The 26,941-nt window shown below is 68.7% G+C and carries 27 protein-coding genes; 9 read left to right on the top strand and 18 right to left on the bottom strand.

Annotated features, from left to right (window positions below; translation table 11 throughout):
- On the top strand, nt 1-375 hold a 375-nt coding region (locus EOW65_RS19315; RefSeq protein WP_206364108.1), incomplete at its 5' end, for an ethanolamine ammonia-lyase light chain EutC.
- Nucleotides 376-380: 5 nt separating this feature from the next.
- Here EOW65_RS19315 and EOW65_RS19310 read toward each other — a convergent pair.
- From EOW65_RS19310 to EOW65_RS19300, 3 genes are all read right to left on the bottom strand, one after another.
- Nucleotides 381-1,868, bottom strand: a complete 1,488-nt coding sequence (locus tag EOW65_RS19310) for a sialate O-acetylesterase (RefSeq protein ID WP_128152242.1) — start codon at nt 1,866-1,868, stop codon at nt 381-383.
- A gap of 103 nt (nt 1,869-1,971) precedes the next feature.
- A complete protein-coding gene (locus EOW65_RS19305) occupies nt 1,972-2,751 on the bottom strand; it encodes a hypothetical protein (RefSeq protein WP_128152240.1) in 780 nt (259 codons plus the stop codon).
- Nucleotides 2,748-3,773, bottom strand: coding sequence for a GSCFA domain-containing protein (locus EOW65_RS19300; protein ID WP_164880168.1), 1,026 nt, complete (start codon nt 3,771-3,773; stop codon nt 2,748-2,750). Before EOW65_RS19300 ends, EOW65_RS19305 begins: the two co-directional genes overlap by 4 nt.
- Before the next feature lie 257 nt (nt 3,774-4,030).
- Between EOW65_RS19300 and EOW65_RS19295 the strand changes: the two genes are divergently transcribed.
- From EOW65_RS19295 to EOW65_RS19285, 3 genes are read left to right on the top strand one after another with little or no spacing between them, the layout of a single operon-like run.
- Entirely contained in the window at nt 4,031-4,834 is an 804-nt protein-coding gene (locus EOW65_RS19295; protein WP_128152236.1) for a UDP-2,3-diacylglucosamine diphosphatase, read from the top strand.
- A complete protein-coding gene (locus tag EOW65_RS19290) occupies nt 4,831-5,964 on the top strand; it encodes a ceramide glucosyltransferase (protein ID WP_128152234.1) in 1,134 nt (377 codons plus the stop codon). Before EOW65_RS19295 ends, EOW65_RS19290 begins: the two co-directional genes overlap by 4 nt.
- Nucleotides 5,961-6,638, top strand: coding sequence for a glycosyltransferase family 2 protein (locus EOW65_RS19285; RefSeq protein WP_128152233.1), 678 nt, complete (start codon nt 5,961-5,963; stop codon nt 6,636-6,638). Before EOW65_RS19290 ends, EOW65_RS19285 begins: the two co-directional genes overlap by 4 nt.
- Nucleotides 6,639-6,714: 76 nt before the next feature.
- Here the strand turns inward: EOW65_RS19285 and ccrA are convergent, their stop codons facing one another.
- Nucleotides 6,715-8,007, bottom strand: a complete 1,293-nt coding sequence (ccrA, locus tag EOW65_RS19280) for a crotonyl-CoA carboxylase/reductase (RefSeq protein ID WP_128152231.1) — start codon at nt 8,005-8,007, stop codon at nt 6,715-6,717.
- A 328-nt stretch (nt 8,008-8,335) separates the two neighbouring features.
- Here ccrA and EOW65_RS19275 point away from each other — a divergent pair, with 328 nt between their 5' ends.
- The 3 genes from EOW65_RS19275 (at nt 8,336) to EOW65_RS19265 (ending at nt 12,317) form a co-directional block, all read left to right on the top strand.
- A complete protein-coding gene (locus EOW65_RS19275; RefSeq protein WP_128152229.1) occupies nt 8,336-10,309 on the top strand; it encodes a protein meaA in 1,974 nt (657 codons plus the stop codon).
- Nucleotides 10,310-10,473: 164 nt separating this feature from the next.
- Nucleotides 10,474-12,021, top strand: a complete 1,548-nt coding sequence (locus EOW65_RS19270) for an ATP-dependent DNA helicase (protein ID WP_128152227.1) — start codon at nt 10,474-10,476, stop codon at nt 12,019-12,021.
- 59 nt (nt 12,022-12,080) lie between these two features.
- Nucleotides 12,081-12,317 carry an Lrp/AsnC ligand binding domain-containing protein gene (locus tag EOW65_RS19265; protein WP_128152225.1) on the top strand — a complete coding sequence of 79 codons (237 nt, stop codon included), beginning with the start codon at nt 12,081-12,083 and terminating at the stop codon, nt 12,315-12,317.
- A 5-nt stretch (nt 12,318-12,322) separates the two neighbouring features.
- Here EOW65_RS19265 and EOW65_RS19260 read toward each other — a convergent pair whose 3' ends face one another.
- From EOW65_RS19260 to EOW65_RS19195, 14 genes are all read right to left on the bottom strand, one after another.
- On the bottom strand, nt 12,323-13,087 hold the full coding sequence (locus tag EOW65_RS19260) for a TIGR02186 family protein (protein WP_128152224.1): 765 nt from the start codon (nt 13,085-13,087) through the stop codon (nt 12,323-12,325).
- Nucleotides 13,084-14,007: a sulfite exporter TauE/SafE family protein gene (locus tag EOW65_RS19255; RefSeq protein ID WP_128152222.1), complete on the bottom strand. Its 924-nt coding sequence runs from the start codon at nt 14,005-14,007 to the stop codon at nt 13,084-13,086. Before EOW65_RS19255 ends, EOW65_RS19260 begins: the two co-directional genes overlap by 4 nt.
- 71 nt (nt 14,008-14,078) lie before the next feature.
- Nucleotides 14,079-14,879, bottom strand: a complete 801-nt coding sequence (locus EOW65_RS19250; protein ID WP_128152220.1) for a purine-nucleoside phosphorylase — start codon at nt 14,877-14,879, stop codon at nt 14,079-14,081.
- A complete protein-coding gene (locus tag EOW65_RS19245; RefSeq protein WP_128152218.1) occupies nt 14,863-15,831 on the bottom strand; it encodes an ABC transporter permease in 969 nt (322 codons plus the stop codon). Before EOW65_RS19245 ends, EOW65_RS19250 begins: the two co-directional genes overlap by 17 nt.
- Complete coding sequence (locus tag EOW65_RS19240) at nt 15,831-16,922, bottom strand: ABC transporter permease (RefSeq protein WP_128152216.1); 1,092 nt, start codon at nt 16,920-16,922, stop codon at nt 15,831-15,833. The genes EOW65_RS19245 and EOW65_RS19240 overlap by 1 nt, the downstream gene beginning before the upstream one ends.
- On the bottom strand, nt 16,919-18,493 hold the full coding sequence (locus tag EOW65_RS19235) for an ABC transporter ATP-binding protein (RefSeq protein WP_128152214.1): 1,575 nt from the start codon (nt 18,491-18,493) through the stop codon (nt 16,919-16,921). The genes EOW65_RS19240 and EOW65_RS19235 overlap by 4 nt, the downstream gene beginning before the upstream one ends.
- Nucleotides 18,493-19,482, bottom strand: a complete 990-nt coding sequence (locus tag EOW65_RS19230) for a BMP family lipoprotein (RefSeq protein ID WP_128152212.1) — start codon at nt 19,480-19,482, stop codon at nt 18,493-18,495. Before EOW65_RS19230 ends, EOW65_RS19235 begins: the two co-directional genes overlap by 1 nt.
- Nucleotides 19,483-19,637: 155 nt before the next feature.
- Entirely contained in the window at nt 19,638-20,063 is a 426-nt protein-coding gene (gene rimI, locus EOW65_RS19225; RefSeq protein WP_128152210.1) for a ribosomal protein S18-alanine N-acetyltransferase, read from the bottom strand.
- Nucleotides 20,063-20,716: a tRNA (adenosine(37)-N6)-threonylcarbamoyltransferase complex dimerization subunit type 1 TsaB gene (gene tsaB, locus EOW65_RS19220; RefSeq protein ID WP_128152208.1), complete on the bottom strand. Its 654-nt coding sequence runs from the start codon at nt 20,714-20,716 to the stop codon at nt 20,063-20,065. The genes rimI and tsaB overlap by 1 nt, the downstream gene beginning before the upstream one ends.
- A complete protein-coding gene (locus EOW65_RS19215) occupies nt 20,706-21,263 on the bottom strand; it encodes a NifU family protein (RefSeq protein ID WP_128152206.1) in 558 nt (185 codons plus the stop codon). The genes tsaB and EOW65_RS19215 overlap by 11 nt, the downstream gene beginning before the upstream one ends.
- A gap of 109 nt (nt 21,264-21,372) precedes the next feature.
- Nucleotides 21,373-21,828, bottom strand: a complete 456-nt coding sequence (locus tag EOW65_RS19210; RefSeq protein ID WP_128152204.1) for a universal stress protein — start codon at nt 21,826-21,828, stop codon at nt 21,373-21,375.
- A gap of 10 nt (nt 21,829-21,838) precedes the next feature.
- On the bottom strand, nt 21,839-22,873 hold the full coding sequence (locus tag EOW65_RS19205; RefSeq protein ID WP_128152202.1) for a hypothetical protein: 1,035 nt from the start codon (nt 22,871-22,873) through the stop codon (nt 21,839-21,841).
- An 86-nt stretch (nt 22,874-22,959) separates the two neighbouring features.
- Nucleotides 22,960-23,826, bottom strand: coding sequence for a branched-chain amino acid aminotransferase (locus EOW65_RS19200; RefSeq protein ID WP_128152201.1), 867 nt, complete (start codon nt 23,824-23,826; stop codon nt 22,960-22,962).
- 135 nt (nt 23,827-23,961) lie between these two features.
- Nucleotides 23,962-25,005, bottom strand: a complete 1,044-nt coding sequence (locus tag EOW65_RS19195; RefSeq protein ID WP_164880167.1) for a polysaccharide biosynthesis/export family protein — start codon at nt 25,003-25,005, stop codon at nt 23,962-23,964.
- 169 nt (nt 25,006-25,174) lie between these two features.
- On the opposite strand from EOW65_RS19195, the gene EOW65_RS19190 reads away from it, so the two are divergent.
- Both EOW65_RS19190 and EOW65_RS19185 read left to right on the top strand, forming a co-directional pair.
- The gene (locus EOW65_RS19190) at nt 25,175-26,086 is read left to right on the top strand and encodes an NAD-dependent epimerase/dehydratase family protein (RefSeq protein ID WP_128152197.1); all 912 of its coding nucleotides are present in this window, start codon (nt 25,175-25,177) and stop codon (nt 26,084-26,086) included.
- Nucleotides 26,083-26,688 carry a sugar transferase gene (locus EOW65_RS19185; RefSeq protein WP_128152195.1) on the top strand — a complete coding sequence of 202 codons (606 nt, stop codon included), beginning with the start codon at nt 26,083-26,085 and terminating at the stop codon, nt 26,686-26,688. Before EOW65_RS19190 ends, EOW65_RS19185 begins: the two co-directional genes overlap by 4 nt.
- Nucleotides 26,689-26,941 lie beyond the last annotated feature (253 nt).

Genomic DNA, 26,941 nt, shown 5'->3' with positions numbered 1-26,941 from the left:
CTGGTGGCGGCGCTGGTGGCGCGGCTGCCCGAGCTGGTCGCGGTGCCGGTGATCCTGGCCGAGGGGGCGCGGGTGGCGCTTGGCGACGCGATCGGGGCGGCGACCGGAGCGAGGATGGTGCTGATGCTGATCGGCGAGCGTCCGGGGCTGACGGTGGCGGACAGTCTTGGCGCCTATCTGACGTTGGCGCCGCGGGTGGGGCTGCGCGACAGCGCGCGCAATTGCGTGTCGAACATCCATGGCCATGGCGGGCTTGGCCCGGAGGCTGCGGCCGATCGCCTTGCCTGGCTGGTCGGTGCCGCGCGTCAGCTCGGCGCGACCGGCGTTGCACTGAAGGACGAAAGCGCCGCCGCCACAGCCCTGCCCGCTGGCTGACGGGCTCAGGCGAGCAGGTCATAGGTCTGCCCCCCGATCTGCAGCCAGAGGTGAGCCTGCGCCGCGCCATCGGTCAGGGTCCAGACCGGCTCTCCCGAACGGGTGTCGATGATCTGCACCTCGGCGACGGTCGCGTTGCCGGCCCCCGGAACAGAGGTGACGCGCAAGTCGAAATCACCGACCGAGGCGGAACTGTCCCTGAAGATCAGCACGTCGTGCTGGTCCCCGTTGTAATCGGCGATGCGGTCGCAGCCCGCGGCCGCAGTGCCGTCGTGATAGAAGCGGTCCGCGCCCCAGCCGCCGCGCAACAGGTCATCCCCATTGCCACCATTGAGGAAATCGGTGCCATTACCGCCGACGAGCGTGTCATTGCCGGCTCCGCCCAGAAGCGTGTCATTTCCGGCATCGCCCCAGAGCCGGTCTCTGCCGTTGCCGCCCGCGAGCCGGTCGGCGCCAAAGCCGCCGCGCAGCGTGTCGTTGCCGCCGCCGCCGAAAACCGTATCCGCGCCGGCGGCTCCGGCGATCCAGTCGCGCCCGGCATTGCCGGTGAGCTGATTGCCGAGGGCGTTGCCGGTGATGTGACGCCCGGCCCGGCCGATCACTGTCAGCGCCTCGACCTGCGGCGCCCAGAGGGACATGTCGTAGCTGCTGTGCGCCCGGATCAGGTCGGCGCCGCCGCCCGCCGCCTCGATCACCAGCGTCCGGGGGGAAAGGACGGTATAGGTGTCGTCGCCGCCGAAGCCGGCAAAGGCGAGTGGCGGGATCTCCGGGCTGTGGCTGCCGGTTGCCGAGGGCATCTGCACCGGGGTGAACACATCATCCCCGTCGGTGCCCATGGTCACCCGCGCGGCCGCGGTGGCGGTACCCGAGAGCAGGCTGTCGGCGGTGGCGGTGACCAGCGCATTCACCAGCGCCTGGCTGTAATGCAGCGCATCGACAAACATCGCGCCGGGACTGATGCCCGCCTGCGCCGCGACGAGATCGACATTCAGCAGCTGCACCCGGTCGTCCGCGGCGGCCAGCGCCTGCTGCTCGCCGATAATCGTCGACCAGGCGTCGCGGGCCGCCGCGGGTGCATAGCCGGAGAGCTGCAGCGTCGTGACGTCGAAATCATAGAACGCCGCATCCCGGCCGGCGAAACCGTCATGCAGATGCGTCTCGATCCGGTTGAAGAGCGCCTCGGCCTTTTCCGCATAAAGGCTGCTGCGGGCGCAGGCGAGCGTGTCGGCCTCGCCCTGCACCCAGATGATCCCCTCGAGATGGGCGCTGCCATCGCGCCGCAGCGCCGTGTCGAGCGCGTCGAGCAGGTCTTTGGGCAGGTCGTTGCGTTGATACCAGTCGGTGTCTCCGCCCCGCCCCCAGGTCAGCGGCGCCCCCGCATCGGCGACGGTGAGCACGGTGCAGCCCGGATCGCGCGCCCGCAACTCGGCGGTCATCTCATCGGCGATGTTGTTGGCGTTGCTCTGCCCTGCGATGATGTAAATTCCGGACATGGCGCGTCTCCTGCTGCAGGGAGATGCTGCGCCTTGTGCGGTTAATGGTTTCCTATTTGTTCCTTCTTCACCGCCCGGAATTTATCGCGCTTTTTAATCGACTTCACGCCTCGAGGGTGTCGAGGATCTGGTTCAGGATGCGTGCGCCGAAGGCCGCATTGGCGTGGAGGAAATCCCCCTTCGGCTGCACTTTGTCGAGGTCGATCAGCCGCTTGGCCCGGCTGGTGAAGGCCTCGGGGGTGAGGATGAAATCGGCCGTCGTATCCTCGGGCTGGGGCAGGAAGTGCGCGCCGAGATCGGCGAAAGTGCGGGTCGCGACATCGGCGAAACCCGCCGCGGCGCGGGGCGCGATGCGGCCGCGGATCGTGCGCAGGAAGCCCGCCCCGGCCGTCCCCATGGTCCTGAGTCGCTCTGACGGGAAGGGCTGCGGCACGACGAGCATCGGCCGCGCGCCGAGCCCCGGCAGGGCCTGCAGCGCCGCCACCATCTGCCCGCCGTTCGCGCCCCGCAGACCGTCGGCCAGCGCGGCCTGAAGGCAGCGTTCGGTGATCTCCTGCGCGCCGCGGCGGTTCGGGTCGGGCCAGCCGAGGACGTGGCACTTGTTCAGGATCGAGATCATCAGGAACGGGCTGACCTCGGCGCCGATCACCACGCGGGCGTCATACTCGGCCAGATCGAAGCTGTCCCTCAGCCCGAGCCGGGCGAGATAGCCGCGGAAATCGTCATTGCCGGCCTCGATCCGGGTACCGTCGATGCGGTAGTCCTTCACCCCGCTGCCGCCGCGCACGAAGAAGTCGATCTGATGCGGCGAGCTGCCCTGCACCTGTTTCCAGGCCTCGATCAGGCAGGCGGAATGCGAATTGCCGGTGACGAAGATCTTCATGTGCGCGACGCGTCCAGCAGGATTTCGTCACAGACCGTGTCGGGCTCCTCGGCGGCCGTGTCGGGCAGCGTGCGGCTCAGCCCCGGATGGGCGGCGAAGAAGGTTGTCATGATCTCGGCCACCACCTCGTCCTTCACCTCGCGCTGGCCGGCATCGAAGGCGTCGCGCAGCAGCGGGTTGGCGGTGGCGATCTCGTAGGAGGGGAAATAGTCGCAGCCGGGCAGGGTGGTGACGACCTCGTCGACCGCCGCGCGCAGCACCGATTTCGAGCGGATGGTGGCCGGCAGCACATGGCCGCCGGTCGCGGTGGCCGCGAGCGGCACCGGCGAGACGGTGAACAGGAAGCGCAGGTCGGGCGCGTGTGAACGCACCAGCGCGATGAAGCGCGTCAGTTCCGACACCACATCGCTCACCCCGGTGTTGTGAAAGCGGTGCTCGGGCGCGCCGAAGGCCGGATCGACCGTCGCCGGGCAGAGCTGATAGACCGTGCCAGTCTCGGCATGCTCCCAGCGTTCCGTCAGCCCGAGGGTGAAGACGAAGACCGAGGCCTCGGTGAACAGTCGCCGCACCTGTCGCAGGTGCGAGCGCCGCGCCGTCACCACGTCGGCCCGGCGGGCAAAGCCGCCCGGCTCGATCCGCGGCCGCAGCCCGTCGAACCAGGCGCCGTCCTTCGTCCACAGCGCATCCTCGCGCACATGGTCGGAAAAGGCATCCTCGGCCAGCTGCAGCAGCTGTGCGGTGGTGTAGATATTGCCATACCGCGCCGAGTAGAGCCCATAGCCGAAGCCGATCCCGGTCGCCTCGCTCATCCCCGGAGGGGCTGGCTCGAGGTCGAGGAAGCGCGCGTCCGAGCGCTTCAGCTCGCGCCCGATCTTCTGCGCAAAACAGCTGCCCGCGGTGGCGATCGGCTCGCCCGCCTCGATCGTCACCGTGGGCTGGTAGATCTCGGCAAAATCGAAGCGTGGGCGGCGCAGGCAGCGCCTCCAGAAGCAGCGGTCGGGCAGGTCTGCATAGAAGGACATCGGCGGGACAGTCCCAAAATCGTGGATCAAAGGATTTCTCGCAGAAGGCCATGGAAAACGCGCGGTTTCAAGGTGCTGGCGGCAGATGGCCCGTTCGTGTAAGAGGCGATTGACAAGACTTCCATTCGTGTCACGCTTGCGTGTGACACCGGAAAGCCGTTGCTGCGTCGCAGAAACTGTCACATAGTTTTGTCGAACTGACATGAAACCGTATCGCTTGCGGCGCATTGGGGGTCAGGAAGCAAAAGGAAGCTGTCATGCCTGAAACCGCTCCCCAGACGATGCGCAAGAGCTATCGCACCCTCTTCGTGTCGGATCTGCATCTCGGGTCCCGGGGCAGCCGGGCAGCGCGCTTCCTCGATTTCCTGAACCGGACCGAGGCCGAGACGATCTATCTGGTGGGCGACATCCTCGACATCTGGCACCCGGGCCGCGTGCACTGGGGCGAGACGCATGACGCGATCATCGAGGAGCTGAGCACGCGGGCGCGCGCGGGCGTGCGGGTGGTCTATCTGCCCGGCAATCACGATGCGGCACTGCGCCTGCACGAGGGGCCGATGTTCGGCGCCTTCGAGCTGCGCGAGACCGACGTGCACAAAGCGGCGGACGGCATGCGCTATCTGATCCTGCATGGCGATCAGTGCGACGCGCGGATCTTTCGGTGGCATGTGATGACCCGGATCGGCAGCCGCGCCGATGCCACGCTGCGCGCCGCCGACCAGTGGCTGAAACTGCATCTGCATCGCACCTCGGAACGCGGGTTGTTCGAGCTGGCGATCATGGGCGTGAACGCGCTGATGCTGGTGGGCAACAAGTTCGAGGAACGGCTTTCGGCGCTCGCCCGCGCGCGCGGCCACGACGGGGTGATTTGCGGCCATTACCACAAGGCGGCGCTGCATCACCGCGACGGGCTCGTCTACGCGAATTGCGGCGACTGGGTCGACAACCAGACCGCGCTGGTCGAGACCGCCGACGGCTCGCTGCAGATGCTGGAATGGTCGGGCGAGACGCAGAGCGCCGAGCTCTGGACCCCTGCTGCCGAGCGGAGCCGCCGTGCATGACCGCCCTTGTCATCCTGCTGTCGGCCTTCGTGGTGGTGACGCTGGCGCTGCACCTCGCCTCGGCGGCGCTGACGGCGCGCCGCTATCTGCACCTCACGCCCGTGCGCCCGATCCCCGGCCGGCCGCTGGTCAGCCTGATCCGCCCGGTCTGCGGCCTTGACCTGCATGACGAGGAGACGCTCGGCTCGTCCTTCCGGCTGAGCTGGCGCGACCTCGAGGTGATCTTCTGTGCCGCGCATGAAAGTGACCCGGCGGTGCCGCTGGTGCGCCGGCTGATCGCCGAGAACCCGCAGGTCAACGCACAGCTGCTGATCGGCGAAAGCGGGCTGAGCGGCAATCCGAAGCTCAACAACCTCGAGAAGGGCTGGCGGGTCAGCCGCGGCGCCTTCGTCGCGATGACCGACTCCAACCTGCTGCTGCCCGTCGATTACATCGAGCGGCTGCTGTCCGTCTGGCGGCCCGACACCGGGCTGGTGTCCTGCCCGCCGGTCGGTATCCGCGGCGAGGGGCTCGGTGGGGCGCTCGAATGCGCCTTCCTGAATAGTTTCCAGGCGCGCTGGCAGCTCGCGGCTGACAGCCTTGGTTTCGGCTTCGCACAGGGCAAGACGCTGTTCTGGCGCCGCGACGTCCTCGAACATGCCGGCGGGCTTGTCGCGCTTGGCCGCGATCTGGCCGAGGACGTCGCCTCGACCAAGGCGGTGCGCGGGCAGGGGCTGGTGGTGCGTCTGGCGCGCGAGCCTTTCGCGCAGCCGATCGGGCCGCGCAGCCTGCGCGCGGTCTGGGACCGGCAGCTGCGCTGGGCGCGGGTGCGGCGCGACGGCTTTCCGGGCCTCTTCGTGGCCGAGATTCTGCTCGGCCCCTGGCCGCCCGTCGCCGCGCTGATCGCGCTGGGCGGTCTGGCCGGTCTGGGCTGGGCGCTGCCCTTCCTCGCGCTCTGGTATGGGGCCGAGATCGCGCTGTGCCGCATCGCGGGCTGGCCCTGCGGGCCGCGCGACATCGCCGCGATGGGGCTGCGCGACCTGCTGCTGGCGCCGCTCTGGGCGACCACCTGGATGCGCCGCGGTTTTGAGTGGCGCGGCACCGCGATGGGCGGGCTCGAGGCGGCGCGGGCCGGGGGCGCCGAGGCATGAGCCGGCGCCTCAGCTGCGTGATCCCCGCCTTCAACGAGGCGCCGCGCATCGCCACCGTGCTGCGCGAGGTGCTCGATCACCCGGCGATCGACGAGGTGATCGTGGTCGACGACGGCTCGTCCGACGGCACTGCGGACGCCGCCGCCGCGGTCGAGGGCGCGCGGCTGATCCGCCTGCCCGAGAACCGCGGCAAGAGCTGGGCCGTCTCGGTCGGCATCGAGGCGGCGACGCACGAGCTGGTCATGCTGATCGACAGCGACCTGATCGGCCTTGGCCCGACCGCACTCGAGGCGCTGATCGCGCCGGTGCGCGAGGGGCGGGCCGATGTCTCGATCAGCCTGCGCGGCAATTCCCCCTGGCCCTGGCGGGCGATCGGGCTCGATTACATCTCGGGCGAGCGGGTGATGCCCAAGGCGCTGATCGGCGAGACCGGGGCGCTGCGCACGCTGCCGCGCTTCGGGCTCGAGGTCTATCTGAACCGGCGCTGGATCGGCAGCCGGCAGCGCATCGCCGTGGTCCGCTGGCCCGAGGTCGCGAGCCCCTGGAAGGGGGCGAAGCGCGGCCGCTGGGAAGGCGTGAAGGCCGATGTGCGGATGCTCGCCGACATGTTCCGCACCGTGCCGTTGCACGCGGCCGCGGCGCAGATCCTCGCCATGCGTCGTCTGCGCGCCTGACCCTTCCGACAGTCAGGACAAGGGAAAACCCCGCGCCCTTTCGGCCGCGGGGGCTTTTTTGTGTCGTGCGCGGGGCTCAGCGGTTCTGGCTTGCCTCGAGCGCGTCCTCGAAAGTGCGCAGCCCGGTGCGCGGCGCCTGCACCAGCACCGCCATGTTGCCGGGCTTGTGCTGGTTGCGCAGCATCTTGGTATGGGCCTTCGGGATCTCGTCCCAGGGGAAGACCTCGGACATGCACGGGTCGATGCGGCGCTCGATCATCAGCTTGTTCGCCGCCGAGGCCTGCTTGAGGTGGGCGAAGTGGCTGCCCTGCAGGCGCTTCTGGTGCATCCACATGTAGCGCACGTCGAAGGTGCAGTTGAAGCCCGAGGTGCCGGCGCAGATGACGACCATGCCGCCCTTCTTGCACACCAGCGTCGAGACCGGGAAGGTCGCCTCGCCGGGGTGTTCGAAGACCATGTCGACACTGACGCCCTTGCCGGTGATGTCCCAGATCGCCTTGCCGAACTTGCGCGCTTCCTTCAGCCAGGTGTTGTATTCATCCGAGTTCACCTTGGGCAGCTGACCCCAGCACTTGAAGTCCTTGCGGTTGATCACGCCCTTGGCGCCGAGCGACATCACGAAGTCGCGTTTGTCCTCGTCCGAGATCACCCCGATCGCGGAGGCGCCGGCGGCGTTCACCAGCTGGATCGCGAAGGAACCAAGCCCGCCCGAGGCGCCCCAGACCAGCACGTTCTGGCCCGGCTTCAGGTCATGCGGTTCGTGGCCGAAAAGCATGCGATAGGCGGTGGCGAGGGTCAGCGTGTAGCAGGCCGATTCCTCCCACGTCAGGTGCTTCGGTCGCGGCATCAGCTGCTGCGCCTGCACGCGGGTGAACTGCGCGAACGAGCCGTCGTTCGTCTCGTAGCCCCAGATCCGCTGGCTGGGCGAGAACATCGGGTCGCCGCCGTTGCATTCCTCGTCGTCGCCGTCGTCCTGGTTGCAGTGGATCACGACCTCGTCGCCCACCTTCCAGCGCTTCACCTTGTCGCCGACCTTCCACACGATGCCGGCCGCGTCCGAACCCGCGATGTGATAGGGCTGCTTGTGGCCGTCGAAGGGCGACACCGGGATGCCGAGACCGGCCCAGACCCCATTGTAGTTCACGCCCGCGGCCATCACCAGAACCAGCACCTCGTTGCTGTCGATCTCCCAGGTCGGGACGACTTCGACCTGGAACGACTGCTCGGGCTCGCCGTGACGCTCGCGACGGATCGCCCAAGCATACATGTTCTTCGGAACATAGCCGAGGGGCGGCATCTCGCCGATTTCGTAGAGGTCCTTCTCGGGGGCGTCATAAGGGGCGATCCCGGTGTTCACGTCGAGGGCCATGAGCATCTCCTGTTGTCGTCGCCGCGCCGCAGAATCAGGCGGGGATTGCAGAACGAAATAATCTTGCCCGCGCAACAATGCAATGCTCTAAGTTGCGATTTTGTAATTTTGTGTCCCTTGCATTTCGGCGCAAAGGCGAAACCGGCAAGCCCATGCTGCACAAGCAAAAGGATCGCTGCGCGGCCAGCAGGGCCTGCCGCAATCGGTCCGCGGGTCATCCCGTCGCGCCGCGCCGCAGCGAATTGACAGGGACACATTCTTTCGCATATCAGGTCTCGAACGGCAATTTTCTTGCCCATCGTGAATCGCCCCAGCCCCGGAGGCCGCCATGACCGAGATCCAGAAACCCGCCAAGGACAAGCCCTGGCTGTTCCGCACCTACGCGGGCCATTCCACGGCCGCGAAGTCGAACGAGCTTTACCGGATGAACCTCGCGAAGGGGCAGACCGGGCTGTCGGTGGCCTTCGACCTGCCGACCCAGACCGGCTATGATTCGGACCATGTGCTCGCGCGCGGCGAGGTCGGCAAGGTCGGCGTGCCGGTCTGCCATCTGGGCGACATGCGCGCGCTCTTCGACCAGATCCCGCTCGAGCAGATGAACACCTCGATGACGATCAACGCGACGGCGCCGTGGCTCCTGTCGCTCTATATCGCGGTGGCCGAGGAGCAGGGCGCGGATGTGTCGAAGCTTCAGGGCACGGTGCAGAACGACCTGGTGAAGGAATACCTCAGCCGCGGCACTTATATCTGCCCGCCGAAGCCCTCGCTCGCGATGATCACCGACGTCGCCGCCTACACGCGCGAGCACCTGCCGAAGTGGAACCCGATGAACGTCTGTTCCTACCACCTGCAGGAAGCCGGTGCGACGCCCGAGCAGGAGCTGGCCTTTGCGCTGGCGACCGGCATCGCGGTTCTGGACGATCTGAAGAAGAAGGTGCCGGCCGCGGGCTTCCCGGCGATGGTGGGCCGGATCTCGTTCTTCGTGAACGCCGGCATCCGCTTCGTCACCGAGATGTGCAAGATGCGCGCCTTCACCGAGCTGTGGGACGAGATCTGCCGCGAACGCTATGGCATCGAGGAGGAGAAATACCGCCGCTTCCGCTATGGCGTGCAGGTGAACAGCCTCGGCCTGACCGAGCAGCAGCCCGAAAACAACGTCTACCGCATCCTGATCGAGATGCTCGCGGTGACGCTGTCGAAGAACGCCCGCGCCCGCGCCGTGCAGCTGCCGGCGTGGAACGAGGCGCTCGGCCTGCCGCGGCCCTGGGATCAGCAATGGTCGCTGCGGATGCAGCAGATTATGGCCTACGAGACCGACCTGCTGGAATACGGCGATCTCTTCGACGGCAACCCGGCGGTGACGGCGAAGGTCGAAGAGCTGAAGGCCGGCGCGCGGCAGGAACTCGAGACCCTCGACGCCATGGGCGGGGCGATCGCGGCGATCGACTACATGAAGGGGCGGCTCGTCGACTCGAACGCCGCCCGCATCAACCGGATCGAGGCGAACGAGACCATCGTCGTCGGCGTGAACCGCTGGCAGCAGGGCGAGCCCTCGCCGCTCACCGCGGGCGATGGCGGCATCATGGTCGTCGATCCGGCGGTCGAGGCCGATCAGGTCGGCCGGCTCACCGCCTGGCGCGCGGCGCGCGACGAGGCGGCGGTGCAGGCGGCGCTGGCGCGGCTGTCCGAGGATGCCAAGGCCGGGCGCAACATCATGCCCGCCTCAATCGCCGCGGCGAAGGCCGGCGCCACCACCGGCGAATGGGCCGGCGTGATGCGCGCGGTGCACGGCGAATACCGCGGGCCCACCGGCGTCTCGCGCGCGCCCTCGAACAAGACCGAGGGGCTCGACGAGATCCGCGCCGCGGTCGATGCGGTCAGCTCGCAGCTTGGCCGGCGCCTGAAGTTCCTGGTCGGCAAGCCCGGGCTCGACGGCCATTCGAACGGCGCTGAGCAGATCGCCTTCCGCGCCCGCGACTGCGGCATGGACATCACCTATGACGGCATCCGCCTGACGCCCGAGCAGATCGTCGCGAAGGCGGTCGAGGACGAGGCGCATGTGGTCGGTCTCTCGATCCTCTCGGGAAGCCATATCCCGCTGATCGAGGAGCTGATGGAGCGGATGCGCGCGGCCGGGCTCGACCATGTGCCGGTGGTCGTCGGCGGCATCATTCCCGACGAGGACGCGGTGAAGCTGAAGGGCTTCGGCGTGGCGCGGGTCTATACGCCGAAGGATTTCGAGCTGAACCGGATCATGATGGACATCGTCGCGCTGGTCACCCCGACCTCGCGCGCGGCCTGATACGGTGCCGGGGGGCTGTCTGCCCCCCGGGCCCCCCGAAGGTATTTTCAGCAAGATGAAAGGGGAGGGGGCTTTCTCTTGCCGAAAATACCTCCGCCGGAGGCGCCTTCCCGGGCCGATTTCCCGCCTTCCGAAAGCCGGGTGCGCCCTGTAAGGTCGCGCCCATGAGCACCACCCCTGCGACCGTCCAGTTTTCCGAAGATCAGGCCGAGGCCTGGGATGCCATTGCCGAGGCGCTCGAGGCCGCAGGCGTCGATCTCGTCGAGGGCACGGTGCTGCCCGAGGGCGGCGCGCCGAGCGTTCTGTCGGTGATCGGCAAGGCGGGCTCGGGCAAGACGCTGCTGCTCGCCAATCTCTACAAGGCGCTGGAAGAGGCCGGGATCGAGATCGTCTCGGGCGACTTCGAGGGGCGCAAGCGCAAGGAGCGGCGCACGCTCGCGATCCTCGCCCCCACGAACAAGGCGGCCTCGGTGCTGCGCTCGCGCGGGGTGCCGGCGACCACCATCCACCGCATTCTCTACACCCCGGTCTATGACCCGGAATACGAGCGCATCGCGGAATGGCTGGCGGGGCAGGGCGAGCGGCCGAAGCCCGATCTTCTGGGCGACATGGGGCTGACCGAGGAAGTACTCGACCGGGCGAAGGCGTTTTACGACCTGCACAAGTCGATCCCCGGGGCGCTCGCCTCGGCGGGGCTGCGCGGGTCCGACTTCATCCAGGGCTGGAAACGGCGCGAGGATCCTCTCGACATCGGCTTCGTCGACGAGGCCTCGATGCTTGATGAGCGGCAGTTCGACGACCTGCGCGAGATCTTCCCGACGCTGGTGCTGTTCGGCGATCCGGCCCAGCTCGCGCCGGTCAACCAGTCCGGCGAGATGTGTTTCGAGCGTCTGCCCGCCGCCTCGAAACACGTGCTGCACCGCATCCACCGGCAGGCCGAGGACAACCCGATCCTCGATCTCGCCCATGCGCTCGCCGACGACAGCCTGGCCTTCGAGGCGTTCGAGCGGATGATCGAAACGGCCGCGGCGCGCGATCCGCGGGTGGTCTGGGCCGAGCGGGTGGAAAGTGATCTGATGGCGCGCAGCCCGGTGCTGGTGTGGCGCAATGCGACGCGGATCCGGCTGATCCAGGCATTCCGCGCCGCCCATGGCGCGCCGGCCGACGCGCTGTTGCCGGGCGAGCCGCTCATTTGCGACGGCATCGAGCTGCCGCTGAAGCATCGCAAGAAGCGCATCGACCTCGAGGCGCGGGGCCTGATCAAGGGCGCGCAGGTGATCTACCTCGGCCCCGGCAAGAAGCCCGGATTCTCGCGGCTCCATGTGATGGGGGCGGAGGAGCCGCGGCTGTCGGCGGCCTCGATCATCAAGATCGAGCTGCCCGACGAGGAGGAGCCCTTCATCCCCTATGCGGCGCGGATGGGGGCGGCCTTCCTGCATGGCGCGGCGGTGACGATCCACAAGGCGCAGGGCAGCCAGTGGCCCGATGTGCAGGTCTTCGCCCCCGACATCTATGCCGCCTCTCGGGCTGGCCGGACCGAGGCGGGGATCCCGCTGTGGAAGCGGCTTGCCTATGTCGCGATCACCCGGGCCGAGCACCGGCTGCTGTGGGTGGTGCGGCCGCGGCTCGCCCGGCCCTCGGCGCCGCTCTCGATCGACGACCTGCCGAAGGGCGGCGCCACGCTGACGCTCGAGCGCGAGGAAGAGGGCTGAAGGTGCTTCCCCTCGGCCGCCGCTGCGCCTAGTCTGGCACCGACAGAAGGAGGCCTCTCATGCGCTGCGTTTTCGTCCAGTTCCGTTGCCAGCCCGGCAAGACCTACGAGGTTGCCGACGCAATCTATGAACGCGAGGTGGTGAGCGAGCTTTACTCGACCTCGGGCGATTTCGACCTGATCGCCAAGGTCTATGTGCCCGATGAGGCCGATGTCGGCCATTTCCTGAACGAGACGCTCTTTGATATCCCGGGCATCGCGCGCACCCTCACCACGATGACTTTCCGCGCCTTCTGAGCGGCTCAGCTCCGGATCAGCCGGAACAGCGCCGCCGCGGCCCAGCCGGCGAAGACGGCGAGCGCCAGCGACATCGCGCCATAGATCGCGGCGTGCTGGCGCGACAGGATGTAGAGCCAGCGCTCGAGCCCGACGCGGCGCACGTAGATCGCAGTCTGGTAGCGGTCGACGACCTTGCCGTCGCGCAGCAGGAAGATGCGGGTCTTGTAATCGCCCTCGGTCAGGTTCGCGGGAAGCCGGAAGTCGGCGCGGAAGAGTGTGTCCTCGACCAGCCGCACCGCGCCCTCGTCGAGCGAATAGACCCCTTCCTCCTCGCGGATGCGCAGCAGCGCCTCGGTGAAGGGGCGGGCGTCGGTCACCTCGATCGGGCCGGCGAAGGCGCGCACGGCGAGTGGCACGGTGATGCGCTGCGTCACATCGGTCTCTGGCGACAGGATCTCGGCCACCGGGCCGGTGGTGGCGACGGCGTAATAACTCGGCGCGGCGGCGACGCGGACCTTGTCGGTGTTCACCCAGATTCCGAACGCGCGCGACTTGCGGCGGACGGTGACCGGATGCGCCGGCCCCTCGAGGGTGACGATCACCGCGAGCGGCGCCCCGCCCGGTTCCGGCGCGTCGCGTTTCACCGCACCGTAGATCAGCACCTCGGAGCCGTTGAAGGCGGCGGTGATGCCGATGTTGTCGCGGCTGAGACCGGCGACGACCTCCTCGGGGCCGGCCTCGGCCGGCAGGGCGAAGAGCAGCGCGAGCAGGGCGAGAAGGCGGATCATCCCCTGGCTCCCGCGAAGAGGGAGAAGAGTTCGGCCGGGCGGATCAGCAGATCGAGCCCGAGCTTCGCGGCCACCGCGATCACCAGAAGGGCAAGCAGGATGCGCAGCTGTTCGGCCTTCAGCCGGCCGCCGAGCTGCGAGCCCACCTGCGCCCCGATCACGCCGCCGATGATCAGAAGCAGCGCCAGCATCACGTCGACGGACTGGTTGGTGATCGCGTGCATCAGCGTGGTGAAGGCCGAGACGAAGAGGATCTGAAAGAGCGAGGTGCCGATCACCACCTTGGTCGGCATGCCGAGAAGGTAGATCATCGCCGGCACCATGATGAAGCCACCGCCGACGCCCATGATCGCGGCGAGAACGCCCACGGCCATGCCGACGAGTGCCGGCGGGATCACCGAGATGTAGAGCCCCGAGGCGCGGAACTTCATCTTCAGCGGCAGCTTGTGCACCCAGTTGTGCTGATGCCGCTTCACATGGGCGCGGGCGCCGGGCCGGCGGGCGCGGCGGATCGCCCGCACCGCCTCCTGCAGCATCAAGAGCCCGATCGAGCCGAGGAAGAGCACATAGGCGAGCTGCACCACGAGGTCGATCTGGCCGAGTTTCGTCAGCCGGTTGAACACCCAGATGCCGAGCGCCGAGCCCAGGATCCCGCCGAGCAGCAGCACCACGCCCATCGGCACGTCGACCGCCTTGCGCTTGAACTGCGCCAGCACCCCCGAGACCGAGGAGGCGACGACCTGGTTTGCCCCGGTCGCCACCGCCACCGAGGGCGGAATGCCGATGAAGAACAGCAGCGGCGTGATGAGAAAGCCGCCGCCCACGCCGAACAGCCCCGACAGCAATCCGACGATCCCCCCGAGGCCCAGCAGGAGAAAGGCGTTGACCGAGACCTCGGCGATGGGAAGGTAGATCTGCATTCGGCCGTCCGTCGGGATGAGCCTTCAGTGTTGCCCCGCCGGGGGCCACTGTCAAATGACGCTTTCGGGGCTCAGAGGCTGCGCAGGTATCGTCGCAGCACGCGTTCGAACTTCGCCGCGCCAAGCGGTGCCATCGCCTTGGTGTGCTCGTGGCTGATTGCCTCGCTCGACAGCCCGGCGCCCATGTTGGTGATGACCGAGACCGCGGCGACCCGCAGCCCGAGGAAACGGGCGAGGATCACCTCGGGCACGGTCGACATGCCGACGGCATCGGCGCCCAGCACCTTGGCCGCGCGGATCTCGGCCGGGGTCTCGAAGGAGGGGCCGGAGAACCAGCAATAGACGCCCTGCGGCAGCGCCACGCCCTCGGCCTCGGCGGCGGCGCGCAGGGTCGAGCGCATCACCGGGTCATGGGCCTCGGTCATCGGCACGAAGCGCGCATCCGAGGGCTCGCCGATCAGCGGGTTGGTGCCGGCGAAGGCGATGTGGTCGTTCAGCATCATCAGATCGCCCGGCCCGATGTCGGCACGCAGCGAGCCCGCGGCATTGGTGAGCAAGAGCGTCTCGGTGCCGAGCGCCTTCAGCACCTCGAGCGGCAGGCGCATCTCGGCGGGGTTGCCGCGCTCGTAGTAATGCGCCCGCCCGCCCAGCACCGCGACGCGCACGCCCTCGAGCGTGCCGATCACCAGCTGCGGGTTGTGGCCCGAGACGCCGGCATGGGGAAAGCCCGGCAGATCGGCATAGGGGATCGCCACGCCCTCGACCTCGGCAACAAGATGGCCAAGGCCCGAGCCGAGGATCAGCCCGAGCCGCGGCGGCTCGGTGCCGGCGCGCGCGCGGATCAGTTCGGCAAGCTCAGCGCTCTTTGACATAGGGTTCTCCTCCGGCACGGGGCGGGATGGCGCGGCCGACGAAACCGGCCAGCACGATCACCGTCAGGATGTAGGGCAGGGCGTCGAGGAACGACACCGGGATCTTCATGTGCAGCGTGCCCTCGATCACGTCGGGGCGCAGCGCCAGCGCCTGCAGGAAGCCGAAGAGCAGCGTCGCCCACAGCGCCGACCACGGTCGCCATTTCGCGAAGATCAGTGCGGCAAGCGCGATATAGCCGCGCCCCGCGGTCATCTCGCGGCCGAAGCCCGCCTGCAGCGCGGTCGCCATGTAGGCGCCGGCGACGCCGCACAGCACGCCGGTCAGCGCAACGGCGGTATAGCGCAGCCGGATCACCGAGACGCCCGCGGTGTCGACCGATTCCGGGTTCTCGCCCACGGCGCGCAGGCGCAGGCCGAAGCGGGTGCGGTAAAGCAGCCACCAGCTCGCCGGCACCGCGGCAAGGGCGAGATAGACGAGGATCGAATGGCCCGACAGCACCTGCGCATAGAAGGGGCCGAACAGGGGCACGCCCTTCAGCGTGTCGACGAAGGGCAGGGCGAGCGGCTCGAACCGGGCCGCGCCGGTCAGCGGCGGGGTGCGGCCGCCCTGCTGAAAGAGCGCCTGCGCGATCAGCACGGTCGCGCCCGAGGCCACGAAGTTCAGCGCCACGCCCGAGATCAGCTGATTGCCGCGGAAGGTGATCGAGGCGACGCCGTGAAGCGCCGCCAGCAGCAGCGAGGCGCCGATCCCCGCGGCGAGCCCGATCCAGGCCGAGCCGGTCATCGCCGCGATCGCGCCCGAGGCCATCGCCGCCATCAGCATCTTGCCTTCAAGGCCGATGTCGAAGATGCCCGAGCGCTCGGAGTAGAGCCCGGCCAGACAGGCGAGCAGAAGCGGCGTCGCGAGCCGCAGCGTCGAGGCCAGAATCTGCAGAAGCGTTGCGTAATCCATCAGGCGGCCTCCTTCCGGCGCGGGCGGAAGAACGGGGCGATCATCATCCGCACCATGGTGTCGAGCGCTCCGGTGAACAGGATGACGAGGCCCTGCACCAGCAGGCGCAGCTCGATCGGGATCGAGGTCCAGAGCCCCATCTCGGCTCCGCCCTGATAGAGGAAGCCGAAGAGGAACGCGGCCAGGAACACGCCGAGCGGGTGGTTGCGGCCCATCAGCGCCACCGCGATGCCGATGAAGCCCGCACCCTCGGCCGAGTTCTGCAAGAGCCGCCCGGCCTCGCCCATGACGTTGTTGATCGCCATCAGGCCCGACAGCCCGCCCGAGATCAGCATCGACAGCAGGATGACCTTGACGGGCGAGATCCCGGCATAGCGCGCGGCCGAGTTCGACTTGCCGAAGGCGCGGATCTCGTAGCCGAGCCGGGTGCGCCACAGCAGCAGCCAGACGCCGACGCAGGCCAGCAGCGCGACGAAGAAGGTGACGTTCGCCGGCACCTTGCTGGTGAAGATCGCCGACAGGCCGGGGATCTCGTGAAAGCCCGGCAGCGCCGCGCCCTTCGGGAAGCGGGGGGTGGCCGGGTCCATCTGCCCGGCGGGGCGCAGCACCTCGACCAGAAGATAGACGATCAGCGCCGCGGCGATGTAGTTGAACATGATCGTGGTGATGACGATGTGGCTGCCGCGTTTCGCCTGCAGCCAGGCGGGCACCGCGGCCCAGGCTGCACCGAAGAGCGCCGCGCCGACCATCGCCGCGGGCAGGGCGAGCGTCCAGTGCGGCCAGGGCAGCGCCAGGCAGACGAGCGCCACGCCAAGACCGCCGAGCTGCGCCTGCCCCTCGCCGCCGATGTTGAACTGACCGGCGTGATAGGCGACCGTCACCCCGAGCCCGGTGAAGATGAACGAGGTGGTGTAATAGAGCGTGTAGCCCCAGCCATAGGGCGAGCCGAGCGCGCCATCGACCATCACCTTCACCGCCTCGACCGGATCGCCGCCGATCCCGAGGATGACGAGCGCCGAGATCGCCGCGGCCAGCACCAGCGAGATCAGTGGCACGAGCACGAGGTCGGCCCAGGTCGGCAGTTTCGTCATGCCGCGGTCTCCGCGCTGTCGGCGACGCCGGCCATCAGCAGGCCCAGCTCGCGTTCGTTGGTGTCGGCGGGCAGGCGCTCGCCCATGATGCGGCCGTCGAACATCACCGCGATGCGGTCGGCGAGCGACATGATCTCGTCAAGCTCGACCGAGACCAGAAGCACCGCCTTGCCGGCGTCGCGCAGCTCGACGATGCGCTTGTGGATGAATTCGATCGCGCCGATGTCGACGCCGCGGGTGGGCTGGCCGACCAGAAGCAGGTCGGGATTGCGCTCGATCTCGCGGGCGAGGACGATCTTCTGCTGGTTGCCGCCCGAGAAGCTTTTCGCCGGCAGGAAGGCATTCGGCGGGCGCACGTCGAAGCGTTCGATCTTGCCCTCGGTGTCGGCGATGATCGCCGCATTGTCCATCAGAAGCGCGTTCTTCTGGTATTCGGGCGCGTTGTGATAGCCGAAGGCGATGTTCTCCCACGCCGAGAAATCGAGGATCAGGCCGAGGTGGTGGCGGTCCTCGGGGACATGGGCGATGCCGCGCGCGCGCCGGGTCTGGCCGTCGGAGTGGCGGCCGGTCAGGTCGATCTCCTCGCCGTTCATCCGCACGCTCCCGGTCGCCGCGGCAAAGCCGCCGAGCACCTCGAGGAGTTCGGACTGGCCATTGCCGGCGACCCCCGCGATGCCCAGGATCTCGCCCGCGCGGATCGTCAGATCGATCCCCTTGATCCGCTCGACCCCGGTCGCGTCGCGCAACCGCAGGTCACGGATTTCCAGCACGGTGCGGCCCGGATTGGCCGGCGCCTTCGGCACATGCAGCAGCACCTTGCGTCCGACCATCAGCTCGGCCAGTTCCTCGGGCGAGGTCCCGGCGGTGGTCACCGTTGCGGTCATCTCGCCACGGCGCATGACGCTGACGGTGTCGGTGATCTCCATGATCTCGCGCAGCTTGTGGGTGATCAGCAGGATCGTCTTGCCCTGCATCCGCAGGTTCGCGAGGATGCGGAACAGGTGGTCCGCCTCGGCGGGCGTCAGCACGCCGGTGGGCTCGTCGAGGATCAGGATATCGGCCTGACGGTAGAGCGCCTTCAGGATCTCGACGCGCTGCTGGTGGCCGACGGACAGCTCCTCGACCAGCGCATCGGGGTCGACCTCGAGCTCGTATTCCTCGGCCAGCCGCTTCAGCTCGCGCCGCGCCTTGGCGAGGGAGGGGCGCAACAGCGCGCCCTCTTCCGCGCCGAGAATGACGTTCTCGAGCACGGTGAAATTCTGCACCAGCTTGAAATGCTGGAAGACCATGCCGATGCCGGCGCGGATCGCGGCCTGGCTGTCGGTGATCTTCGCCTCGCGGCCGTGGATCAGGATCTCGCCCGCGTCGGCCTTGTAGAAGCCGTAAAGGATGGACATCAGCGTGGACTTGCCCGCGCCGTTCTCGCCGATGATGCCATGGATCATGCCGGGCATCACCCGGATCGAGATGTCCTTGTTCGCCTGCACCGGGCCGAAGGCCTTGGAAATGCCCCGCAGCTCGATCGCCGGGGCGGCAGTTGCCTGCCGCCCCGTGTCCTGTGCCGGTGCCATCATTCCACCGGGCAGGTGTTGTCCGTCATGTAGTCGTGCACGGTGATCTCGCCCGACTTGATCTTGGCGGCCGCGGCATCGACCTTGGCCTTCATCTCGTCGGTGACGAGCTTGGCGTTGTTCTCGTCCATCGCATAGCCGACGCCATCCTTGGCGAGGTCCATCACCATGGTGCCGGTGCTCAGCTCGGGGCCTTCCTTGAACGCCTCGTAGACCGAATTGTCGACGCGCTTCACCATCGAGGTCAGGACCTGGCCCGGGTGCAGATAGTTCTGGTTGCTGTCGACGCCGATCGACAGGATGTTCGCGTCGGCCGCCGCCTGCAGGATGCCGATGCCGGTCGAGCCGGCGGCGGCATAGATCACGTCGGCGCCCTGCGCGACCTGGGCCTTGGTCAGCTCGGCGCCCTTCACCGGGTCGTTCCAGGCGGCGGGGGTGGTGCCGGTCATGTTCTGCAGCACCTTGGCGTCGGCGTTCACCGCCTTCACGCCCTGGGCATAGCCACAGGCAAACTTGCGGATCAGCGGGATGTCCATGCCGCCGATGAAGCCCACGGTCTGCGACTTCGAGGCGAGCGCGGCCATCATGCCGACGAGGTAGGAGCCCTGCTCCTCGGTGAAGACGACCGAGCGCACGTTCGGCTGGTCGACCACGGCGTCGATGATGACGAACCTGGTGTTCGGATAGTCCGGCGCGACGGTGTTCAGCACGTCACCGAAGGCAAAGCCGGTCATCGCGATCGGGTTGGCGCCCGACTCGGCCAGACGGCGCAGGGCCTGCTCGCGCTGCGCCTCGGACTGCATCTCCAGTTCCTTGTAGGAGCCGCCGGTTTCCTCGGCCCATTTCTTCGCGCCGGCATAGGCCGCTTCGTTGAAGGATTTGTCGAACTTGCCGCCGAGGTCGTAGATCAGCGCCGGATCGGCCGCGGCTGCGCCGGAGAGCAGCGCCAGCGTGGCAGCCGCGCCGAGAAACTGTTTCATCAGGGTCATGGGTCACTCCCGGTCGTTGTGCTGCGTTCCCTCGCGGAACGCCGTTGGCGGGCGCAGGGCCCGCGGACCAGCCCGATTAGCGCCGAGGAGCGGCGGTCGGTCAAGCGCGATTTTGCCGCGCCCCGGCAGCAGTTGGCGGGGATTTGAGCAACTGGTCAAATGCTGGGCGGCGCCAGTGCGAGGCTCAGCACGAGGGCATCCACCGCCCGCCCGTCGGGGCTGTGGTAATAGCCGCGCCGGCGTCCGGATTCCCGCCAGCCGGCCGCGGCATACAGCGCGCGGGCAGCGGCATTGTCCTCGGCGACTTCCAGAAACGCGGTGTCGGCGCCACGGGCACGCACCTCGGCGGCAAAGCCCGCCAGCAGACGCCGACCGAGCCCCTGTCGGCGCGCGGCGGGATCGACGGCGACGGTCAGCAGCTCGGCCTCGCCGGCGATCTCGCGCCCGATCAGGAAGCCCGCGGGCTCTTCGATCAGGAAGCAGAAGCGCGAGGCGAGAAGGTCGGTGATCTCCGCCTCGGACCAGGGGCGCGGCGTGGTGAAACACGCGGCATGCAGGGCGGCAAGCTCGGCGGCGGTCATCAGTCGAGGATCACCGGCGGCGGGTCCGAGGGCGGCGCGGCATCGGCCGAGCGCAGGTACAGCGGCGCCGGGCGCGGCTGCGGCGTGCCGGCGCGGCGCGCGGCGATGCGGGCAATGGCTTCGGCGAGCGGCATCGCCGGCTCGACGATCTCGCCCGCCTGCACCTCGGCATAGGCGAGTGCCGCGGCCGATCCGGTCAGCGCATGGCCGGCGATGCCGGGGGGCAGCTCGGTCAGCGGCAGCAGCGCGGGCTCACTTGCGCCGTCGGCGGTGAAGCTTTGCAGATAGACCTCGCCGCGGCGGGCATCCTCGACCACGGTGACCGGGCGGGGCAGGCCCTCGGCCTGCGCCTCGAGCGTGCTGACCCCGATCGCCGGGATGCCGAGCGACAGCGCCAGCCCGCGCGCCGCCGCGACCGAGATCCGCACCCCGGTGAAATTGCCCGGTCCGGTGCCGACGCCGATCGCGGCGAGATCATGCCAGCCGATGCCCGCACAGGCGAGCAGTTCCTCGAGCAGCGGCATCAGCCGCTCGGCCTGGCCCTTCGACATCTCCTCGCGCCGCTCGGCGACGGGGCGCCCCGCGTGCAGCAAAGCGGCCGCGCAATGCGCGGCCGACGTGTCGAAGCCGAGAACGTATCCCTCAGCCGGCAACGGGGCGCACCTCGGTGACCTCGGGGATGTAGTGGCGCAGCAGGTTCTCGATGCCCATCTTCAGCGTCAGGGTCGAGGACGGGCAGCCGGCGCAGGCGCCCTTCATGTGCAGATAGACGACACCGCGCTCGAAACCGTGGAAGGTGATGTCGCCACCGTCCTGCGCCACGGCCGGGCGCACGCGGGTGTCGAGCAACTCCTTGATCTGCGCGACGATCGCGCCGTCCTCGCCGTCATGCTCGGCGTGCACCGGGGTGCCTTCGCCGTCCATCACCGGGGCGCCGGACTGGAAATGCTCCATGATCGCGCCGAGGATCGCGGGCTTCGCATGGGCCCAGTCGGTCGCCGCGTCCTTGGTCACGGTGACGAAATCGGCGCCGAGGAAAACCCCGGCCACCCCCGGCACGGAGAACAGCCGCTTCGCGAGCGGCGATTTCCCCGCCGCCTCGGCCGAAGGGAAATCGGCGGTGCCGGCCTCGAGCACGGTCATGCCGGGCAGGAACTTCAGCGTGGCGGGGTTCGGGGTGGTTTCGGTCTGGATGAACATGGCGCGCCTCCTTGGCTTGTGGCACATATGCGTCCGCCGAGTGTTTCCGTCAAGTTTTGCGGGCCGAAATGCGCGGCTTTGGCGCAGGTCGGGCCGCGATAACGGCGGTTCAGGTGATCGCCTCGAGCCGTTCCTTCGACATGTCGCCGGGCACCACGGTGAGCGGGCAGGGCAGCGAGCCGGAGGTGCGGCTGAGCTGGGTGACGAGCGGACCGGGGCCCGACTTGTCGGTGCCGGCGCCAAGGACAAGCACGCCGATCTCGGAATCGGTGCGGATCACGTCGAGGATCTCGTGTGCCGGCTCGCCCTCGCGGATCACCAGTTCCGGGTCCACCCCCTGCCGGTCGCGCATCCATTTCGCGAAGACCTCGAAATGCGCCTCGATCCGGTCGCGCGCCTCCGAGCGCATGATCTCGGCAACGCCGATCCAGTGCTGGTATTCCTCGGGCGGGATCACCGAAAGGATGGTCACGCCGCCGCCGGTATGGGCGGCGCGCATCGCGGCATAGCGCATCGCGTTCAGGCATTCGCGCGTGTCGTCGAGCACGACAAGGAACTTGCGCATCGGGTCTCCTTCAGCCGGGGCCCGGCCGGGTCCGCAGCCCGGGCGGCAGGTGCCGGGGCGGCGGACGGCGCAGGGCGCGGCGCAGCATCAGTTTCAAAATCGCGCCGATCAGAGTGCCGATCTGCGCGGCGATCGACAACAGGAACCCTGTCGTCATCACCGCAAGATCGCTCAGGCGGTGCAGCATGCGCAGGCTACGCGCCTTGCCCAGAACCGCAAGGGCCTTGCGCGTGTCGGGGCCGGCGGCATCGGCAAGCCGCGCAAGGCGGCTCAGCTCGGCCGGACTGTCGGCAAGGCGCAGCACCCGCAGTGCCTCGGCCGGCGAGGTCTGTGCGGCGATGCGGGTGACATCGCTGGCGACGGCGGTCAGCCGCTCGGCCCGGCCGCCGCCGCGCGCGGCCAGCCGCAGCGCCTCGGTCATGCCGGGCGACAGCGCGCGGGCCTTGCGCGCCACGCGCAAGACGCTGGCGCCGAGCTTCACCGGCACCGAACTGCCGAGCGAGGGGAGCGCGACCAGGGTCGCGGCCAGCCCCACCGCGGCCAGCCCCGCCTCGACCCCGTCGACCTCTTCTCCGGTCGCAAGGTTCGCGCCCTGCCGGCCAAGGGCCGCGACATCGCCCGCCGGGCTCAGCTCGAAGGGAAGCGCGCAGACGCCGATCAGGGTGAGCGAGGGGCAGGTGGAAAGGTCGGCCATGCACTGCAGGCAGGCGCCGGCCTGCGCCAAGAACCTGTCATGGCGGGCGATCAGCGCCTCGGCCTCGGTGTCCAGAGCCGGAGGGACAGGGATGGCGTGGTCGCGGCCGATGTCGCGCAGCAGGGCCACCTCGTCGGGGTCATCGGCGGCGATCGCCGCGCTCAGGCGCGGCAACAACCAGTCGGGCGTGACCTCGCGCGCCATCGCGCGGGTGAGGGCGGCCTTCGCCTCGACGGCGCCGCGCTCGACGAACGGGGCGGCGAAGGGGGTCTGGGCGAGGCCCCAGAGCGCCCCGGCCAGACAGGCCACCGCCCAGAGGGCGAGGGCCAGCCGCGCTGCGGCGCGGATCATCGCGAACTCCGCTGACCGGGCGGGGACGGGGGCATCGGCGGACTCCTGTGATCGGGCCGCTCGCCCCCGCCGCCCGAACGCCGGGCTCAGAGCGGACGGCTGAGCGCCCAATCCATGTAAAGCTCTCGCGCCTTCTTGGTGAAGGGGCCGTGAGCATATTTCACCTCGTCGAAGGCCACCGCCGGCGTCACCTTCGAGAAGTTCCCGGTCAGGAAGATCTCGTCCGCGCCGCGGAAGTCGTCGAGCGTCAGCACCGCCTCGGTCACGGTGTAGCCCGCCTCGCGCAGCAGGCCCATGTGGCGCTTGCGGGTCAGGCCCGACAGGAAGGTGCCGTTCGCGATCGGGGTGAAATATTCACCGTCCTTCACCATCCAGACGTTCGCCGTGGCGGTTTCGGCGACATTGCCCATGGCGTCCTGCACAAGCGCGTTGCCGAAGCCCTTCGAGCGCGCCTCGACCAGCATCCGGGCGTTGTTCGGGTAAAGGCAGCCGGCCTTGGCGTTGCACACGTTGTCGGCCATCACCGGGCGGCGGAACGAGGTGGTGGTCAGCGTCGTCGCGGCATCGGCGGCGGGCATCGGCACCTCTTCGAGGCAGAGCGCGAAGCGGGTCGAGTTCGGCGCCGGCGAGACGCCCACGTCCGAGCCGTCGATCGCCCAATACATCGGCCGGATATAGACCGCGGCGCCCGCGGCATATTTCTTCAGCCCCTCGCGGGCGATCTCGACCATCTCCTCGTCGCCGACGGTGGGGGTGATCATCAGCGCCTGCGCCGAGCGGTTCACGCGCGCGCAATGCGCCTCGAGGTCGGGGACGAGCCCGTCGAACAGGCGGGCGCCGTCGAAGACGGATGAGCCCTGCCACAGGCCGTGATCGGCCGCGCGCATGACGGGGATGTCGCCCTCATGCCAGTTGCCCTCGAAATAGGTGCGGATGTTCTTGCCGAAAGACATGTCTGCTCTCCTTTGTCGGGGGCGGAGACTAAGCCCCGGGCCCGGCAAAGGTCCAGCGCCGCGATTGTATCGGTATCAAGCTGTGGGCCGGGTGGCGGGGCTGGCCGCCACCCGGAAGCTGCACGCGGACGGGGCTCAGTTGGCCTCGACCTTCTGCGCCGTGCGGGCGGTGTTGAGCGAGGCATTGAACAGCCCGAGCACGGTCCGCACATTGACCAGCGCGCTTTCGGTGGCGAGCACGAGGTCATTCGGCTGGATCTCGAAATTCTGCGCCGAGAACAGCCCGTCGGTGGTGGTCAGGTCGATCGAGAACACCACGCGCTGCTGCGCCGGACCGCCCTTGCCGTCGGCATGCACGGCCGAGGCCGGGTATTCGCGCAAGACCAGAACGCCCTTGGGGTTGGCGCGGGCGCCGTCGATGCCGCCGACGAGGGTCACGGCCTCGAGTGCGCTGACGTGATCTTGCGGGAATTTGACCACCTGTTCCCGCCCGGCGGCGCCAAGCGCGAGGAAGCTGCGCCGGTCGGGTTCGACCACGATCTTGTCACCCGGACGCACCCCGGCATCCAGCGCCGGATCGTCGAGCACGCGCTGCATCGACGTCTCGTAGACCTTGCCGCCGCGCAGGAGCCGCAGCTGCGGGTTGACGATCGAGGGCAGAACGCCGCCACCTTCCGAGAGCACGTTGAGCACGGTGAGCGAGCGGTCGGTGAGCGGCACGTTGCCCGGTCGCGCCACGCCGCCGACGAGCGAGATGGCATTCGACTTGCCGGGGGTCGATTCAAGCTGCACCTGCGCCGAGGGAATCAGTTCGGACACCTTGGTCTGGATCTTCTCACGGGCCTCGTCGGGGGTGAGGCCGGCGATCTTGACCGGACCGGCATAGGGCAAGAAGATCGCGCCCGCACTCGAGATCTGCGTGGTCTGCAGCTGCGTGGTGGGCGAGCCGGCGTTGGTCATCAGCTTGTTCTCGCCGTTTTCCCAGACCGCGATCTGCACCGCGTCGCCGGCCGTCAGCACCTGCCCGGTGCGGCCGATCCCGCCCGAGAGCCATTGCCGAGACACCGCTGCCTTGCTGGCGGGCCAGTGCTGGATCGCGGGCAGAAGCTTGCTGTCGACGGCATAATGCGCGAATTGCGGCGCTTCCGCTTCCGAGTTCTTCAGGATTTCCGACTGCATGGCTGCCCCGCGGGGCAGGGTGCAGGCGGCAAGCGCGCACAAAAATACGGCTGCGGCCGGCAGTCGGCGCATCGACTTCATTCAGACATCCCCCGTTTCGCGGTCTTGCGACCAATGCTAAGGCTTTGCGATGGCAGCGCGAGTCACCCCAGCATTCCGTCCTTCGTCTATGAGCACAAAACAGTCATTTCTCAAGCCGAAGAATCCGCGGCTTCTCGTCATCGGCGGAAGTGGGCGCCTGGGGCCGCTGCTGCGGCGGGCGTGGTCGCCTGCTTTCTTGGCATCCGCTGAACCTGCGCCGGAGAGCGTGGTCTGGCAGGCCCGGCGTGAGTCGGCCTTCACCGGGCAGGGCGGTCCGTCGCTGGTCTTTGACCCGCTGCACGAGCCCCAGGCCTTCGCCGCCGCGGCGCGCGCCTGTGACGTGATCGTGAACCTTGCCGGCGTGACCTCGGGCCCGCCCGAGGCGCTGGCGCTGAACACCGCCCTTGCCCGCGCGGCGCTGGACGCGGCGGATGCGGCGGGCGGGCGGGCGGTGCTGCTCGCCTCCTCGGCGGCGGTCTATGGCGCGGGCCGGGACGGGATCTGCCGCGAAACCGACGCGCCCGCGCCGCTTGCCCCCTATGGCGTGGCGAAGGCGGCAATGGAGGCCGAGCTTGCCGGCCGGCCGGGCGCGATCTGGCTGCGCATCGGCAATGTCGCCGGGGCGGATGCGCTTTTGGGGAGCGCGGCCCCCGAGGGCGGGCGGGCGCTCGACATTCTCGCCGACGGGCACGGGCCACGGCGCAGCTTCATCGGCCCGCAGACGCTGGCGGCGGCGCTGGCGCGCCTCGTGCGGCTTGCGGCGGCGGGGGCGGATCTGCCTGCGGTGCTGAACCTTTCGCTGGCCGGCGCATTGCCGATGGATGCCCTGCTGGCGGCGGCGGGCGAGACCTGGGTGCCGCGGCCGGCGCCCGAAGGCGTGATCCCCCAGGTCGAGCTCGATGTGACCCGCGCCGTCGATCTTGGCCTGGTGCCCGAGGCGCCGGCCCGCGCCGCGGCGGTGGTGGCCGATCTGTGCGCCCTGCAGGAGGCCCGTGCGTGACCCTTTCAAAGCGCCTGTTCGACATCCTCTTTGCGCTTGCGATCCTGCCCATCGTGCTGCCGGTCGGGCTGATCGTGGCGGCGGCGCTGCTGCTCACTCAGGGGCGCCCCCTCTTCTATGCGGCCGAGCGGATGAAGACCCCGGCCCGCGGCTTCCGGCTGTGGAAATTCCGCACGATGACCACCGTGGCGCGCGATTCCGGCGTCTCGGGCGCACACAAGGCTGCGCGCATCACGCCGGCGGGGCGGATCCTGCGCCGCTTCCGCCTCGACGAGTTGCCGCAGCTGTGGAACATCCTCGCGGGTGACATCTCCTTCGTCGGCCCACGCCCGCCGCTGCGCCAGTATGTCGAGCGTTTCCCCGAGATCTATGGCCCGGTCCTGCGCTCGCGCCCGGGGGTGACGGGGCTCGCCTCGATTCATTACCACCGGCATGAGGAATGGCTGCTGGCGCGCTGTCGAACCGCCTCCGAGACCGACCGGGTCTATTGTGCCCGCTGCGTGCCGGCCAAGGCCCGGCTCGATCTGATCTACGCGAAAAACGCCTCGGTCTGCTTCGACATCGTGCTGATTTTCAGGACGATCACCCGGGTGCTGCACTAGGCTCGGCGGAGTTTTGCCGCTTTTTTCGGCATAGCCTGGGGTTTCTGCACCTGCGAAGAGTTGCGAGAAGCCCTGCGACAAAGTATGTTTCCTCTGAGACCTTGCCCGCGGACGGCCGGAACACATGATTAACACGCTGCTGAAAAACCCCACGCTGGACGCCGAAATCGGAACATGATTCACTTTCCGGGCGGTTTGGCGGGGGAAAGCGATGCGGGGATCGGACGAGACGAGCGGGTCGCTGTTCAGCTAC

This window comes from Paenirhodobacter ferrireducens, assembly GCF_004022265.1.
Lineage (GTDB): Bacteria > Pseudomonadota > Alphaproteobacteria > Rhodobacterales > Rhodobacteraceae > Rhodobacter > Rhodobacter ferrireducens.
Note: the sequence above shows the minus strand (reverse complement) of the source record. Positions and strands in the feature narration are given on the sequence as shown.

Excerpts from the sequence above, each read along its gene's own strand:
- EOW65_RS19215 (WP_128152206.1), bottom strand. The coding sequence starts at position 21,263 with ATGTTCATCCAGACCGAAACCACCCCGAACCCCGCCACGCTGAAGTTC.
- EOW65_RS19260 (WP_128152224.1), bottom strand. The coding sequence starts at position 13,087 with ATGATCCGCCTTCTCGCCCTGCTCGCGCTGCTCTTCGCCCTGCCGGCC.
- EOW65_RS19305 (WP_128152240.1), bottom strand. The coding sequence starts at position 2,751 with ATGAAGATCTTCGTCACCGGCAATTCGCATTCCGCCTGCCTGATCGAG.
- EOW65_RS19295 (WP_128152236.1), top strand. The coding sequence starts at position 4,031 with ATGCCTGAAACCGCTCCCCAGACGATGCGCAAGAGCTATCGCACCCTC.
- EOW65_RS19200 (WP_128152201.1), bottom strand. The coding sequence starts at position 23,826 with ATGTCTTTCGGCAAGAACATCCGCACCTATTTCGAGGGCAACTGGCAT.
- EOW65_RS19205 (WP_128152202.1), bottom strand. The coding sequence starts at position 22,873 with ATGATCCGCGCCGCAGCGCGGCTGGCCCTCGCCCTCTGGGCGGTGGCC.
- EOW65_RS19210 (WP_128152204.1), bottom strand. The coding sequence starts at position 21,828 with ATGCGCAAGTTCCTTGTCGTGCTCGACGACACGCGCGAATGCCTGAAC.
- EOW65_RS19235 (WP_128152214.1), bottom strand. The coding sequence starts at position 18,493 with ATGGCACCGGCACAGGACACGGGGCGGCAGGCAACTGCCGCCCCGGCG.
- EOW65_RS19300 (WP_164880168.1), bottom strand. The coding sequence starts at position 3,773 with ATGTCCTTCTATGCAGACCTGCCCGACCGCTGCTTCTGGAGGCGCTGC.
- EOW65_RS19275 (WP_128152229.1), top strand. The coding sequence starts at position 8,336 with ATGACCGAGATCCAGAAACCCGCCAAGGACAAGCCCTGGCTGTTCCGC.
- EOW65_RS19190 (WP_128152197.1), top strand. The coding sequence starts at position 25,175 with ATGAGCACAAAACAGTCATTTCTCAAGCCGAAGAATCCGCGGCTTCTC.
- EOW65_RS19230 (WP_128152212.1), bottom strand. The coding sequence starts at position 19,482 with ATGACCCTGATGAAACAGTTTCTCGGCGCGGCTGCCACGCTGGCGCTG.
- EOW65_RS19245 (WP_128152218.1), bottom strand. The coding sequence starts at position 15,831 with ATGGATTACGCAACGCTTCTGCAGATTCTGGCCTCGACGCTGCGGCTC.
- ccrA (WP_128152231.1), bottom strand. The coding sequence starts at position 8,007 with ATGGCCCTCGACGTGAACACCGGGATCGCCCCTTATGACGCCCCCGAG.
- EOW65_RS19255 (WP_128152222.1), bottom strand. The coding sequence starts at position 14,007 with ATGCAGATCTACCTTCCCATCGCCGAGGTCTCGGTCAACGCCTTTCTC.
- EOW65_RS19195 (WP_164880167.1), bottom strand. The coding sequence starts at position 25,005 with ATGCAGTCGGAAATCCTGAAGAACTCGGAAGCGGAAGCGCCGCAATTC.
- EOW65_RS19265 (WP_128152225.1), top strand. The coding sequence starts at position 12,081 with ATGCGCTGCGTTTTCGTCCAGTTCCGTTGCCAGCCCGGCAAGACCTAC.
- EOW65_RS19290 (WP_128152234.1), top strand. The coding sequence starts at position 4,831 with ATGACCGCCCTTGTCATCCTGCTGTCGGCCTTCGTGGTGGTGACGCTG.
- EOW65_RS19270 (WP_128152227.1), top strand. The coding sequence starts at position 10,474 with ATGAGCACCACCCCTGCGACCGTCCAGTTTTCCGAAGATCAGGCCGAG.
- EOW65_RS19250 (WP_128152220.1), bottom strand. The coding sequence starts at position 14,879 with ATGTCAAAGAGCGCTGAGCTTGCCGAACTGATCCGCGCGCGCGCCGGC.
- EOW65_RS19285 (WP_128152233.1), top strand. The coding sequence starts at position 5,961 with ATGAGCCGGCGCCTCAGCTGCGTGATCCCCGCCTTCAACGAGGCGCCG.
- EOW65_RS19310 (WP_128152242.1), bottom strand. The coding sequence starts at position 1,868 with ATGTCCGGAATTTACATCATCGCAGGGCAGAGCAACGCCAACAACATC.
- rimI (WP_128152210.1), bottom strand. The coding sequence starts at position 20,063 with ATGACCGCCGCCGAGCTTGCCGCCCTGCATGCCGCGTGTTTCACCACG.
- EOW65_RS19240 (WP_128152216.1), bottom strand. The coding sequence starts at position 16,922 with ATGACGAAACTGCCGACCTGGGCCGACCTCGTGCTCGTGCCACTGATC.